This window comes from Microbacterium kribbense (assembly GCF_039537285.1).
Classification (GTDB): Bacteria; Actinomycetota; Actinomycetes; order Actinomycetales; family Microbacteriaceae; genus Microbacterium; species Microbacterium kribbense.
Genome location: NZ_BAABAF010000010.1, coordinates 74,519 through 87,322 on the forward strand (window position 1 = coordinate 74,519; position 12,804 = coordinate 87,322).

The 12,804-nt window shown below is 68.3% G+C and carries 14 protein-coding genes; 2 read left to right on the plus strand and 12 right to left on the minus strand.

Features of this window, described 5'->3' with window-relative positions; all coding sequences use genetic code 11:
- Positions 1-14: 14 nt before the first annotated feature.
- Complete coding sequence (locus tag ABD705_RS14575) at positions 15-527, minus strand: DUF2127 domain-containing protein (protein ID WP_344784863.1); 513 nt, start codon at positions 525-527, stop codon at positions 15-17.
- A 24-nt stretch (positions 528-551) separates the two neighbouring features.
- Between ABD705_RS14575 and ABD705_RS14580 the strand changes: the two genes are divergently transcribed.
- A complete protein-coding gene (locus ABD705_RS14580) occupies positions 552-1,130 on the plus strand; it encodes a Chromate resistance protein ChrB (RefSeq protein WP_344784865.1) in 579 nt (192 codons plus the stop codon).
- Between the two features lie 133 nt (positions 1,131-1,263).
- On the opposite strand, the gene ABD705_RS14585 is transcribed toward ABD705_RS14580, so the two are convergent.
- The gene (locus tag ABD705_RS14585) at positions 1,264-2,250 is read right to left on the minus strand and encodes a YihY/virulence factor BrkB family protein (RefSeq protein ID WP_344784867.1); all 987 of its coding nucleotides are present in this window, start codon (positions 2,248-2,250) and stop codon (positions 1,264-1,266) included.
- A 62-nt stretch (positions 2,251-2,312) separates the two neighbouring features.
- Here ABD705_RS14585 and ABD705_RS14590 point away from each other — a divergent pair, with 62 nt between their 5' ends.
- Positions 2,313-3,980, plus strand: a complete 1,668-nt coding sequence (locus ABD705_RS14590; RefSeq protein WP_344784869.1) for a GspE/PulE family protein — start codon at positions 2,313-2,315, stop codon at positions 3,978-3,980.
- 83 nt (positions 3,981-4,063) lie between these two features.
- Here the strand turns inward: ABD705_RS14590 and ABD705_RS14595 are convergent, their stop codons facing one another.
- The 10 genes from ABD705_RS14595 to ABD705_RS14640 form a co-directional block, all read right to left on the minus strand.
- A complete protein-coding gene (locus ABD705_RS14595; protein WP_344784871.1) occupies positions 4,064-5,302 on the minus strand; it encodes a type II secretion system F family protein in 1,239 nt (412 codons plus the stop codon).
- 8 nt (positions 5,303-5,310) lie between these two features.
- Positions 5,311-6,453, minus strand: coding sequence for a type IV pilus twitching motility protein PilT (locus tag ABD705_RS14600; RefSeq protein WP_344784873.1), 1,143 nt, complete (start codon positions 6,451-6,453; stop codon positions 5,311-5,313).
- Between the two features lie 8 nt (positions 6,454-6,461).
- Positions 6,462-7,196, minus strand: coding sequence for a hypothetical protein (locus ABD705_RS14605; RefSeq protein ID WP_344784875.1), 735 nt, complete (start codon positions 7,194-7,196; stop codon positions 6,462-6,464).
- Entirely contained in the window at positions 7,196-7,867 is a 672-nt protein-coding gene (locus tag ABD705_RS14610; protein WP_344784877.1) for a hypothetical protein, read from the minus strand. Before ABD705_RS14610 ends, ABD705_RS14605 begins: the two co-directional genes overlap by 1 nt.
- Positions 7,867-8,886, minus strand: coding sequence for a pilus assembly protein PilM (pilM, locus tag ABD705_RS14615; RefSeq protein WP_344784879.1), 1,020 nt, complete (start codon positions 8,884-8,886; stop codon positions 7,867-7,869). Before pilM ends, ABD705_RS14610 begins: the two co-directional genes overlap by 1 nt.
- Positions 8,887-8,921: 35 nt before the next feature.
- Positions 8,922-9,773 carry a prepilin peptidase gene (locus ABD705_RS14620; protein ID WP_344784881.1) on the minus strand — a complete coding sequence of 284 codons (852 nt, stop codon included), beginning with the start codon at positions 9,771-9,773 and terminating at the stop codon, positions 8,922-8,924.
- Entirely contained in the window at positions 9,770-11,350 is a 1,581-nt protein-coding gene (locus ABD705_RS14625) for a hypothetical protein (RefSeq protein WP_344784883.1), read from the minus strand. The genes ABD705_RS14620 and ABD705_RS14625 overlap by 4 nt, the downstream gene beginning before the upstream one ends.
- Positions 11,341-11,847: a PilW family protein gene (locus ABD705_RS14630; protein ID WP_344784885.1), complete on the minus strand. Its 507-nt coding sequence runs from the start codon at positions 11,845-11,847 to the stop codon at positions 11,341-11,343. The genes ABD705_RS14625 and ABD705_RS14630 overlap by 10 nt, the downstream gene beginning before the upstream one ends.
- A gap of 8 nt (positions 11,848-11,855) precedes the next feature.
- Positions 11,856-12,233 (minus strand): type IV pilus modification PilV family protein, encoded by a 378-nt coding sequence (locus tag ABD705_RS14635; RefSeq protein WP_344784887.1) that lies wholly within the window; start codon positions 12,231-12,233, stop codon positions 11,856-11,858.
- Between the two features lie 113 nt (positions 12,234-12,346).
- Positions 12,347-12,748, minus strand: a complete 402-nt coding sequence (locus ABD705_RS14640; RefSeq protein WP_344784889.1) for a type IV pilin protein — start codon at positions 12,746-12,748, stop codon at positions 12,347-12,349.
- Positions 12,749-12,804: the final 56 nt, after the last annotated feature.

Genomic DNA, 12,804 nt, shown 5'->3' on the forward strand with positions numbered 1-12,804 from the left:
GAATGTAACGGACGTTACATCGTCGATGACCCCTCGGCCGGTCCTGCCGCGCGCCGCTGCCGGTGGAAGCGGTATTCGCGGATCGTCAGCACGACTATGAAGATGTCGAAGGCCGTCAGCAGCAGCAGCGCCCAGCCGAAGTTGATCACGAGTTCATAGCCCTGAAAGCCGATGAACACGATGAGGAATCCGATCAGCCACGGGTAGGCCCACAGCTTGTCGCGCAGCACCGCGATGACCAGGAACACCTTGACGATGCCGTGCACGAGCAGATAGATCGCGCCGAACACCGTGGTCGCGACGCCGAGGGTGTCCGTGTAGTTGATCAGCAGGTTCGCCACCAGGTCGTGCGGGTCTTCACTGAGTTCGTGCCGGGTGAGGGCGCGCACGACGGCGGCGATCTGCGCCGGCGTGATCAGCAGCAGCGTGATGCCGCCGATGAGTTCGAGCAGGCCGTCGAGACCTTTGAGGATCAGGCTGATCTGAAAGGTGCGATCCAACAGGGTGTGGTCACGGCCCCGGTGCATGTGACGGAGATTACACTCATTGCTGTGACGGATGATGTGAGCTGGGTGCTCGTCTTCGTGCAGCTGCCGTCCGAGCCGTCCCGGCACCGGGTCGCGGTCTGGCGAGAACTGCGCAGGGGCGGCGCCGTGCCGGTCTCGCAGGGCGCCTGGGCGATGCCCGACGCCGCCGCCTTCCAGGCGTCGTTGGCGCGTGCCGAAGAACTCACCCACGCCGGCGGCGGCGTGTTCGCCGTCATCGACGCCGCACCGCGCACCGAGGCCGCACGGGCACTGATCCGCGATGCGTTCGTCTCGGCGCGCCTGGACGAGTGGCGCGAGTTCCAGGCCGACTGCGGCAAGTACGAAGACGAGATCGCCCGCGAGATCGCCAAGCAGAAGTTCACCTTCGGCGAGCTCGAAGAAGAAGAGCAGAGCCTCGATCGCCTGCGCCGCTGGTACCGCGACCTGAAGAAGCGCGACATCCTCGCGCTGCCCGAAGCGGCCGCCGCCGAGACCCGGGTACGGCACTGCGAAGACGTCCTCGCCGGCTACGCCGAGATGGTCTACCAGGCCATGCGCGGCCACGCCCCCGCCAGCACGCTGCACACCGACATCCGCGAATGACGGCCCCCGCGGCGCGGCGCACCCATGTCGGCGAGCGTGCCCGATTCCGCACCGACGGCGACCCTCGACGGGAACACCCTCGGCGCGCGCCAGCGGTGTCGCGAATGAGCGGCTGGCCGAACCCGACCCGCGCTCAGGTGCGCTCCAGCTCGGCGCGCGCCTGACGCAGTTCGTCGGCGGCCAGCTGCACCGCCTCCTCGGCGCGACGCACCCGGCGCTGCGCCATCGTCGGTGCACCGAATCGCGCCCGCACTCGGTCGGCGCGCTCCTGCACCCCGACCACGATGTAGGAGCAGGCGATCAGGATCACCTGTGCCGACAGGTTCATCCACAGCAGCAGGGCGATCAGCGCCGCGAACGACGCCAGCAGCGGATTTGCCGATGCGCCGCGCACGAACAGCGACGACAGCTGCTGCAGCACGGTCAGGCCCACGCCGCCGATGATCGCACCCGGGATGATCGCGCCCGCCGTCGCCGGCAGCCCCGCCAGGGCGACATACAGCAGCGCGACCAGAGCGGCATCCAGCGCGAACATCACCACGATCGCGAGCACCCGGCTTGCGACCTCGGCGAACGAGGCGAACGAGGTCCCCACCGCCGCCCCTAGCGCATCGATCGCCTGGGTGCCGAGGAAGGTGACGGCCGCCGATGCCGCAATGCCCGCGGCGAAGGCTACGGCCAGACCCAGATTGCGCAGGATCGCCCAGAGCCAGAACACGTCGTCGGGGTGGCGGTCGGCGAGCACCCGCAGCGCGGAGCGCGCCGACGAGATCGCCCCGAGCGCGGCACCCACCAGTCCGATCGCCGAGGCGACGCCGGCCAGCGTCAGCCCGGTCGGGGCGGTCAGCGCGGCCGGGTCGATGAGACCGCCGGTGCCGATCAGCCCCGGCACCGCGGCATCCACCGCACGCACCAAGCCGTCGCGCGCCGCAACATCGCCGGAGAGCACGACGGCCACCAGCGTGAAGCCCAGCAGCACGGCCGCGAACACGCTGAACAGGGCCCGATAGGTGATGCTGTCGGCCAGCTGAGGGCCGCGATGCTCGGAATAGTGCAGGAACGCACGCACCGATTTGAGCGTCAGCGCCCATGCCGTGATCTTCTTGACGGTCTCGCGCACCACTTCACGCTACCGGCGCGTCGGTGCCCGCCGCTAGAATGGCGTGGGGATCGGGGAGAAACGTGAAAGACCTTGCAGAGACGCTGGTTGTCACCGGGGCGGTGGATGCCGCGCGGATGTCGGCCCTCGTACGGGATGTCGGCGAGGGGCCGCAGCTGCGCGAGCTGCTTCTGGAGGAGCGGCTGGTCACCGAGCGGCAGATCGCCGAGGCGATCGCGATGCACTCGAACCACCGGTTCGTCGATCTGACCGGCGCGGTGCTCGACCCGGACACCATCGCGATCGTGCCCAGTGCGCTGTGCCGCAAGTATCAGGTCATCCCGCTGCAGCGGCTGCGCAATCGGCTCATCGTGGGCATGGCCGACCCGACCGACCTGATCGCCATCGACGACATCACCAGCGTCGCCGATGCGCAGATCGAACCGGTCGTGGTCGCCGGCGACGCGCTGCAGCAGGCCTTCGAGCGGTATCTGCGCTCGGACGAGGAACTCAGCGACCTGTCGGTGCAGATCGGCGAATCGGCCGCGCCCTCATCCTCGGCCCAGTTCACCGAGTCGCTGGACGCCGACGACGACACTCCGATCATTCGATTCGTGAACCTGCTGATCGCCCAGGCCATCAACGACCGGGCCAGTGACATCCACGTCGAACCCGGCGAGCATCAGCTCACCGTGCGGTACCGGATCGACGGCGTGCTGCACGAGGTGCAGCGGGCCGATCGCGCGATCCAGGACGGCATCATCTCGCGCCTGAAGATCATGTCCTCCATCGACATCGCCGAGCGGCGCAAGCCGCAGGACGGCCGGCTGTCGGTGCGGCACGACAATCGGCAGATCGACCTGCGCGTGGCGACGCTGCCGACGGTGTGGGGCGAGAAGATCGTGCTGCGCATCCTCGACGGCACCGGTCAGGCGATGTCGATGAGCGACCTGCACTTCTCGTCGATCAACGAGCGCCGCTTCATGGCGGCGATCACCCGCCCGCACGGCATGGTGCTGGTGACCGGGCCGACCGGCTCGGGCAAGTCGACGACTCTCTATACGGCGCTGCGCACCGTCGCCAAGCCCGAGGTGAACGTCATCACGGTCGAGGACCCCGTCGAGTTCCGGATGGCCGGCATCAACCAGGTGCAGGTGAACCAGCGCGCCGGCATGACCTTCCAGGCCGCGCTGCGCTCCATCTTGCGCGCCGACCCCGACGTGGTGCTGGTCGGCGAGATCCGTGACAACGAGACCGCCACCATCGCGATCGAGGCGGCGCTGACCGGTCACCTGCTGCTGTCGACGCTGCACACCAACGACGCGCCCAGCGCGATCACCCGGATGACCGAGATCGGCTGTGAGCCGTTCCTCGTGGCCACGGCGCTGCAGGCGGTCGTGGCCCAGCGGTTGGCCCGCCGACTGTGCACGCAGTGCAAGGTGCCCTATCAAGAGAACCCGGAGGTGCTGGCGCAGCTGCACTTCCCGCACGAGAGCGACGACCCGCCGCAGCTGTTCAAGCCGGGTGGATGCCCGTCGTGCTCGGGCACCGGCTACCGGGGGCGCATCTCGCTGCACGAGGTCATGACGATGACCGACGAGCTGCAGCAGCTGATCGTCACACGTGCGACCGGCAGCGAAATCCGCCAGCAGGCGATCGCGCAGGGCATGGTGGCGCTGCGCGACGACGGCTGGAGCAAGGTGACCCAGGGGCTGACCACCATCGAAGAGGTGCTGCGGGTCAGCGTCTGACCCACCGCGCCGTGGGCCGCGATAAAAGCCCCCGGCGACCGCGCGCACATGGGAGGGGGGCGCGCAGTCGCCGGGGAGTCTGGTCAGCCGGTCTGGCTGAGGTCTCCGTACAGCGTGAAGATCGGCAGGTACAGCGAGATCACCATGCCGCCGATGATGACGCCGATGCCCACGATCAGCACCGGTTCGATCGTCGAGGTGAGCTGGGCCGCGGCGGTCTCGACCTCGTTCTCATAGAAGTCGGCGATGCTGGCGAGCATCTCGGACAACGTGCCCGATTCTTCGCCCACCGCCACCATCTGGGACACCATCGGCGGGAAGACCCCGGCGTTGGCCAGCGGCCCGGCGAAGGACTTGCCCTGCCGCACCGAGTCCTGAATGGCCAGCACCGCCTGCTCGATCTTCCAGTTGTCGGCAGCTTGCCCGACGATCGACAGCGCGCTCAGCAGCGGCACGCCCGAGCCGAGCATCATCGACAGGCTGCGGGTGAAGCGCGCGACCGCGATCTTGGTGGTCAACGGGCCGAACACGGGCATCTTCAGTTTGATCGGGTCGACGCGCCGGCGCACCGCCTCGGTGTCCTTCTTGGCCTGCCACCAGATCGATCCGCCGATGAAGAGCACGATCAGCACCGGCAGGATCCACACCATGTTGTGCGAGGTCACGACCAGGATCTGGGTGGGCAGCGGCAGCGACTTGCCGATGCCCGCGAACATGCCCTCGAACACCGGCACGACGAAGGTGACCATCGCGAGCACGCCGAGGATCGCGATGATCAGCACCACCATCGGGTAGGTGGTGGCGGCCTTGATCTTGTTGCGCAGCTCGGCCTCTTTCGCGTACGTCTCGGCGACCGAGGTGAGCGCATCGCCGAGAAAGCCGCCGGTCTCGCCGACCCGCACCAGGCTCACCATGAGCGGCGGGAAGACATCCGGCTGCCGCTCCAGCGCCGCCGAGAACGAGGCGCCGGACTCGACGTCCACCTGCACCGCGATCAGTGCGGACTGCAGCTTCTTGTCTTCGGCCTGCTCGACCAGGATCTCGATCGTGCGCATCAGCGGCAGCCCCGCGTTGATCAGGCCCGCCATCTGCTTGGTGAACACCGCCAGAGTCTCGGCCTTGACCCTCTTGCGAAAACCGGGAATGGAGATCTCGCGGTTCATGCCGGTCTTGGACAGCTCGGTGACGGCCAGCGGTGTCAGCCCCTGCGCACGCAGCTTGCTGGCGACGGCGCTCTCGCTGGCCGCTTCGAGGGTGCCTTTGACGACGCCGCCGCCGCCAGCGTCGACCGCCCGGTAGGCGTACTCCTGGATGAGGGCCATGTCTGCTCCTAATTCCCGTGGCTCAGCTGCCAGGTGTCGGCCTGGGCCGACCATGCCTCGGCGTCGAAGTCGCGCGGCTTGACCCGCACGTCGTCGAGGGTGGAGGGGTCCGCAGCGTAGGACCTGGCGACATGCTGTGAGATGGTGCCCTCTTGCACCAGGCGCTTGAGGTCCTGATCGAGGGTGTGCATGCCGATCGCCGAGCCGGCCTGCAGCGCGGAGTAGAGCTGGGCGACCTGACCTTCGCGGATCATGTTGGCCACCGCCGGGGTGTTCACCAGCACCTCGGTCGCGATGGTGCGTCCCTCGCTCTGGGCCTTGGGCAGCAGCGACTGGCTGATGATGCCCTGCAGGGTGTCGCCGAGCTGCGAGCGCACCTGGTCCTGCTGGTGCGAGGGGAACGCATCCACGATGCGGTTGATGCTCTTGGTCGCCCCCTGGGTGTGCAGCGTGGACAGCACCAGGTGGCCGGTCTCGGCGGCCGACAGCGCCGTCGAGATCGACTCGGGGTCACGCAGCTCGCCGACCAGGATCACGTCCGGGTCCTGGCGCAGCACCCGGCGCAGCGCCTCGGCGAACGATGCCGTGTCCGACCCGATCTCGCGCTGGTGGATCAGCGCCGTGCGGCTGGTGTGCTGGAACTCGATCGGGTCCTCGACCGTGATCACGTGCGCGGGCAGCATCGTGTTGATGATGTCGACCATCGCGGTCAGCGTGGTCGACTTGCCCGAGCCGGTCGGCCCGGTCACCAGCACCAGGCCGCGCGGCTTGAGCGCGAAGTCGCGGACGATCGGCGGTGCGCCCAGTTCGTCGAGCGTGAACACCTTGGTGGGGATGAGCCGCAGCGCGACGGCGACCGCGCCCAGCTGGCGATAGACGTTGACGCGGAAACGGCCGACGCCTTCCACCGAATAGGACAGGTCGACTTCGCCGCTTTCGGCGAACTCGGCGAAGCGCTCTTTCGGCATGATGCGCGACAGCGCCGGCTCGAGCCAGCTCATCGTCAGCGGCTCGGGATGCTCGGGCATCGGCACCAGCGCGCCGTCGACCCGCATCAGCGGCACCTGGTCGGCGGTCAGGTGCACGTCCGATGCGCGCGAGTCCGCGGCTTCGGCCAGCAGACGGTCCAGCGGTGGGATGACCTCGAACATCGGATTCCTCATTCTGCGGCGCGCACGAAGGCGAGAGCGTCGACGGTGAGTTGATAGGTGGGCTGGGCGGTGTCGGTCGACCCGCTCGTTCCGGGCGCCGCGCTGGTGCCGGTCGATCCCGACAGCGCGGAGTGGACGATCGCGATCAGGCGCGGACCCTTGCGCAGCTCGTCGAGGAAGGCCGTGGCCGCCTCGGGCGAGCTGACGTCGACGGTGATTGTGAACGGCGCCTGCATCCGGGGGTCGGCCGCCGGCGGCGCCGCGGGGGCGGCCGGCGTGCCCGACGTCGCCGCATCGGCGGGGGCGGTGCCACCGGCCCCGGGCGTCGCCGACGGCGCGGGCGTGGGCGCGGGCGCGGGTGCGACGGTGCCGTCGGCGGCGACCGTCGTCCGGGCCGCGAAGGGGACGACTTCGCCCGCGGAGACCGTGGCCACGCTCGCCGTCGTGGTCTTGGCCGCACGGTTGACGATCTCGAAGACGTCGTCGAGGTCGGCGGCCACCGGCATCTGCCGGTGCAGGGCCGCGACGGCGCTCTGGGTCTGCGGCAGGTTCTTCTTGGCCGCCTGCAGACCCTGCACCTGGATCTCGTACATCGAGTTGGTCTGGGCCACGCCGGCGGTGTCGGTGTCGGTACTCATCGCCTGCATGTACAGCGGCGCCGCGACGGCGACCCCGCCGATCGCGACGATGGCGAGCACGACGACGATGCCGAGGAGGTTGATGACCTGCTTGGGAAGAGACATCACTTCTCCTGCTTCTGCGCGGCGTAGGCGCCGGTGTAGACGGTCTGGTCGAGGGTGAGGGTGATCGAGTAGGTGTACGTCGCCTTCCCACTATCGGTCGCCGCCGCATCGCGCGTCAGTTCGGTGCCGTCGGTGTGCAGCACCCCGGGGGCGTCGCGCAGGGCGCGCACCGTCGCCACGATGTCGACGGGAGTCGGGCTGGTCAGCGTCATGGTCCCGGTGATGCCGGCCTGCGCCGTGGCTTCCTCTTTGCCCGGCAGCGCGCCGGCCGCGAGGTCCCAGGCGGTGATGTCGGCGCCGGCCGGCAGACGCTGGGCGATCAGGCCATAGACCGGCTGCCACGCGATGTCGGTGCCCATCGCCTCGGTGCGGTAGCCCTCGAGGTCCTTCTGCACCGCGCGGATCTTGCTGACGTCGGACAGGCTCGCCAGTTGCCCGACCAGCTGGGTCGTGTGCGCGTTCTGGGCGGCGAGCCGCTGCGCGGCCATCATCTTCATGACGAAGCCGCCGGCCGAGACGAGCACGACGACCAGAAGCGCGGCGACCAGTGCCAGCATCCATCTGCGGGTCAGCGCGGCGCGATCGCGGCGCTCAGTCTCTCTGCGCGGCAGCAGGTTGACCCGGGGAACGCGGTCTGGCGCGGCCTTGCCGAACACGGGCAGCAGCGTCATCAGTAGCCTCCTTCAAGGACGATCCCGGCGGTGCCGACCAGGTTCAGGGCGAGGTCGGCGGACTCGAGCGGGATCGACCGGCCACCGACGGCATCTTCTGCAGTCACCGGAGCGATCCGCACCTCGAGGGCACGGCCCAGCACATCGAGCAGGCCGGGCACCGCCGCACCCGCGCCGCTGACCCGCACCACCGACACCGGGATGCTGCCGGGGCGATTCGCATAGAACGCGAGCGTGTTGCGCACCCGCGCCGTCAGCTCGTCGATCAGCATCTCGGGGGCGTTCGCGGCGCGCAGCGCGGCACGCCCCTGGAACTGCAGCGGGTCGGGCGGCACGGTCTCGAGCACGGCTTCGGCGTCGACGGCCACGTGCATGCGCGCACGCACCGCCGCGGTGTGGATGTCGGCGGGGATGATCCGGACGAACTGCGGGATGCCGTCGACGACGACCACGACATGCGTGGTGTGGTCGCCGATGTGCACCATCGCGATGACCTCGCCGGGCGCGGCCAGCACCTTCGCCACCCGCGCCAGCCCGAACGGGGTGAAGTCCACCGCATCCACCTGCAGCCGGGCCTTCGCCAGGGTCGAGATGAGGTCTTCGATGGTTTCCGATACCGCCGCTACGAGCAGCCCGTGCACCATGCCGTCGCCCTCGGCGAGCGGATAGAAGTCGAGCACGGCCTGGTCCACCGGCACCGGCAGCAGGTCCTGCACCTGGAAGGGCAGGGCCTGCTTGAGCAGCTGCGGCGGCATCGCCTGCGAGGAGTGCTCGCGGACGAGGATGCGCCGGCTGCCGACACCGAGCGTGACCGAGCGGCCCTTGATGCCGGCGCGGCTCCACAGATGCGTCAGGGCCAGCGCGACCGAATTCTGGTCGATGGCCTCGGAGTCCTTTGCGATGTCAGGCGGCAGCGCCACCTCGCCGGCAGCGATGATGCGCGGCATCCGTCCGCGGGTGATCTCGACCGCACGGACGCTCTCTTCGGTGATCTCGACACCGACCATTGTCTTGGCCATCTCAGATCTCCTTTCCGGCGTCGAAACGCCCCCAGTCACGAGCCAACATGAAGCAGCCCCAGATACCAGTCGCCGAGGGCCGATCCGGCGAGGATGCCCACCCATGCCCCGGCGAGCATCCATGGTCCGAACGGAATCGCGGTGCGCCGTCCGGCGCGACGAGTCAGCATGAGGACGATGCCGAAGACACCGCCCAGCACGAAGGCCGCGAAGGCCCCGACGACGAGCACCGGCCAGCCCAGCCAGCCCAGATAGATGCCGAGCAGGCCGGCAAGCTTCACGTCGCCGCCGCCCATTCCGGCCGGGCGGATGAATCGCAGCAGCGCATAGAAGAGGTACAGGGCGGCCATGCCGATGCCGGCGCGCAGCAGCCCGGCCCAGTCCCCCGCGATGACGCCGGCGGCGCCGATGAGCACGATGGCGACGAGGTAGCTCGGCAGCACGATGCTGTTCGGCAGCCGTCGCACATCGAGGTCGATCAGCGTCAGCGCGATGCTGATCGCGGCGAGGTAGAGGAACGCGACCAGCACCAGCCACACTGCCGGGTCACCCGCGTCCGCCAGCACTCCCCCCGCCCCGAGCACCATCCCCGCGATCGCGACGAACGCGATCCCGGTGGCGAGCTCGACCAGCGGATAGCGCGCCGAGATCGGCGCCGCGCACCGCGCGCACCGGCCGCGCAGCACGAGCCACGACAGCACCGGCACGTTCTGCCAGGCACGCACCGGAGCGTCGCAGTTCGGGCACTGGCTGTCGCGGGTCAGCGGAATGCCGGCGGGCACCCGATAGACGACGACGTTCAGGAACGACCCGACGACCAGGCCGAACAGACCGGCGAAGACGAGGATGAAGGCGAGGAGGGCGGGGGTAGGCGTAAGCATGTTCATCGCTCACTCTGCCAGAGGCGCCCGCCGAGCTGCTGCACGAGAGTCGTCACCAAGATGGGATCGGACCCGCCGCGGATGCGACACCCGAGCTTGGGAAGGGCCGGGGCCCACGCCATCGATTCGCAGGTGTAGCTCGCGCCGTTTCCGAACGTGAGTCCGCCCTGGTTGGTGTAGAGCTGGCCATGGAAATTCAGCTGCACCGTGCCGGTGAGTCCGCACGGGGTGTACAGCAGCACCGAGGGCTCGATCTGGCCCGAAGTGCTGATGTCGAAGGTGTCCTTCTGGTTCCCGTTGCCGCAGTCCGGCTGGGTGCGCCCGTCGACGAGGTCGCGGCTGGCATCGGCGTGGACGAAGAAGAGCTGGTGCGCCCCGGTGAGCGCACCCGCCAGGGTCACGTTCATCCGGCTGGCCTTCGGTGCGAGGAATACCACATCGCGCGTCACCGCCGCAGCGTTGAGCGTGATGTTCGTCTGGTTGGAGGAACACTGCGTGAAGTCGAGCATGAGGCTCGTGGTCGCGGCGCCGAGCAGGGCCGTCATCTGCGCGCCGGTGAGACCGCACGGATTCACTGTCACCTGTGGATTCCACCCCGACGCGGCGTCGAGGTCGATCCAGCCGGTGACGTCGTATATCCAATCAAGCGTCGGATCGAATGGCGGGAATGCCGTGTTGGGCGATCTGGTGCCGGGCGCGGTCCACTGCGACGCGACGGTGATCGATCCTGCGGCGGTGATGCTGCCGGTCACCGTGCCCAGCGTCGACCCGGTATTGCTCAGCGACACACTGCCGCCCGCCGAGATCCCGACGCCGGCCGCCTCGGCGCTGCCGCCGATCGCCACGCCGTTCGACGCGGCCACCACATTGCCGCCGGCTTTGATGCTGCCGGTGACCGTGATCGTCTGGCTGGAGAGGGTCACATTTCCGCTCACGTACAGATTTCCGTCGACTGTGCATCCGCTGCTGAAGGTGGCATTGCCGTTCGTGACGTAGAGATCGCCGTTGATGGTGGCGTTGTTCGGGCAGGTGTAGTCACCGGAGCGCACGACGAGATCGCCGGTGTAGTTCGAGGCCATCGACGACACGCCGTTGGAGAAGTAGGTCAGCACGCCGCCCGCGGTGTTCTGATAGCTCACCTGCCAGGGGTATACCGCGTCGATCGTCGCCGCAGCCTCTCCCGCGGCGGTGCCGGTCGAGGTGATCACGACGAACGTGCTGGAACTCGTAGGGCAGGACGCCGTCAGGCCGGCAGACGTGGTCGGCCGTGTCGGGCTGTCGGTGGCGTAGATCGTTGCGGTGTAGTCGGGGTCCGACCCGGAATTGCTCACGGTGGTGGCCGCTGCCGAGCAGCCGGCCGCAGAGTGCAGGGTTGCCAGAGCGGCGTCGCGCCCCGACTCGGCGGCGGTGAAAGCCTGCAGGTTGTCGCGGTTGGCTCGGTTGAACCCGATCGTGAAGACGAGCGACGAGGCGATCAGCCCCACCACGATGAAGCCGACGAACATCACGATCACGACGGCGACGAGAACGGCGCCCTCGTCGTCGCGGCGTACGCGTTTGTGCGCCTGGCTGATCACCAGCATGGTGCGGTCACCCCCGTGAGATTGCGTCCGGTCGTGGTTCCCGCGAAGTGCACGCGCGCGCCGTCCGTCGTGAGATCGAAGTTGTAGGCCACGCCGTTCAGCGTGCGCGTGATGAACGGAGCGCTGCCGTGCACCGCCACGTCGGACTGCCATACCGGCCATGTGCCGGCGGCGGGGAGTGTGGACGACGTCTGGATGAACTGGGCGCCGGCCGCCGCCGAGATCGCGAATCCCTGGCAGACGAGATTGTCGTTGAGGCTCGTTCGCACGCGCAGCGTGGTCCCGTCGGCAGACACGTCGAAGGCAAGGGCGTTGCGCATCGATCGCTCCAGCGTCGATGCCACCAGTTGACCTCGCGTGGTGGCGAGGCTCTCGCTCACGACATCCTTCTGCGTGCCCCACGTGTTCACGAGGATGAGGACGGTCAGACCTGACACGATGACGCCCACGAGCATGGCGATGATCAACTCGACGAGCGTGATGCCTTCGTCTGACACGTGCGGGCTCACGGGAGGTACACCAGTGCTGTGGCGCGTGCGAGTGACGTGCCGCTGTTGGAGGCTACGAGTGTCAGCGTCACCGTCGTGTTTTCGGAACACGTCGAGATGCCCGGCGAAACGCTCGTGTCGACTGTGAACGACCGACCGCTGCCGTCGGCGTAGCTGCGGGCTCCGAGGATCGAGCCCACCGTCGCGCACGTCGCGTTCGCCCGGACCGTATCGATCGTCGCGCTCAGCTGGCGGGTCGCCGTCGCGACCGCCGACTGCTGCGCCGAGTAGCGGATGCCCTGCAGGAGCATCGGCAGGATCGCCGTCGCGATGATGGCGAGCAGGAACATCGCGATGATGACCTCGACGATGCTGAAGCCGTCGTCGGCAGACATCGGTGGTGTGCGTTTTACGGTACGCATCCGCTCTCACCCCCTCCCAAGTGTGAGTGCTGGAACGCCCCAGAGCCGGCGTTCGAGTCGCCGGCCCTGGGAGGTTTGTTCAGCTGCTAGCAGGCGGGGCCGGCCGTACCCACCTTGCCACCAGTCGCGGCCGAGGCAGTCGCAGTGAGGCAGAAGTTGTCCGTGGTCAAGGTCGCCAGCGTGGGCGCTGTGCTGGGCTTTGTGAATGCGATCGTGTAATCGGCGCCAAAGTTGTCGAAGAAGGTCGCCGTCGTAGGGTCGGTATTCTGCGCAACAGCCGAGGCAACTTGGGTTGCTGCGTTTGCCGCGACGGTGTCAGCGCTGCTCTGCTTCGCCTGGTCTTGGATGTTGAGGAAGATCGGGATCGCGATCGCGGCGAGGATGCCGAGGATCACGACGACGATGATGAGCTCGATCAACGAGAAGCCGGCTTCGCCGTTCTCCTTGCGGGCCTTGTCGGCCTCGAGCATGTTGTGGATAGTGCGCATTGCTTTCTCCCAGTGTGATTAGTGAACGATGTCCGACCAACCCCGGGCGAAGCTAA

Bases quoted from the DNA above. Each gene is read 5' to 3' on its own strand.
- ABD705_RS14605 (WP_344784875.1), bottom strand. From the start codon at position 7,196: ATGTCTCTTCCCAAGCAGGTCATCAACCTCCTCGGCATCGTCGTCGTG.
- ABD705_RS14640 (WP_344784889.1), bottom strand. From the start codon at position 12,748: ATGCGCACTATCCACAACATGCTCGAGGCCGACAAGGCCCGCAAGGAG.
- ABD705_RS14600 (WP_344784873.1), bottom strand. From the start codon at position 6,453: ATGTTCGAGGTCATCCCACCGCTGGACCGTCTGCTGGCCGAAGCCGCG.
- ABD705_RS14625 (WP_344784883.1), bottom strand. From the start codon at position 11,350: ATGCTGGTGATCAGCCAGGCGCACAAACGCGTACGCCGCGACGACGAG.
- ABD705_RS14595 (WP_344784871.1), bottom strand. From the start codon at position 5,302: ATGGCCCTCATCCAGGAGTACGCCTACCGGGCGGTCGACGCTGGCGGC.
- ABD705_RS14610 (WP_344784877.1), bottom strand. From the start codon at position 7,867: ATGACGCTGCTGCCCGTGTTCGGCAAGGCCGCGCCAGACCGCGTTCCC.
- pilM (WP_344784879.1), bottom strand. From the start codon at position 8,886: ATGGCCAAGACAATGGTCGGTGTCGAGATCACCGAAGAGAGCGTCCGT.
- ABD705_RS14635 (WP_344784887.1), bottom strand. From the start codon at position 12,233: ATGTCTGCCGACGACGGCTTCAGCATCGTCGAGGTCATCATCGCGATG.
- ABD705_RS14620 (WP_344784881.1), bottom strand. From the start codon at position 9,773: ATGAACATGCTTACGCCTACCCCCGCCCTCCTCGCCTTCATCCTCGTC.
- ABD705_RS14575 (WP_344784863.1), bottom strand. From the start codon at position 527: ATGCACCGGGGCCGTGACCACACCCTGTTGGATCGCACCTTTCAGATC.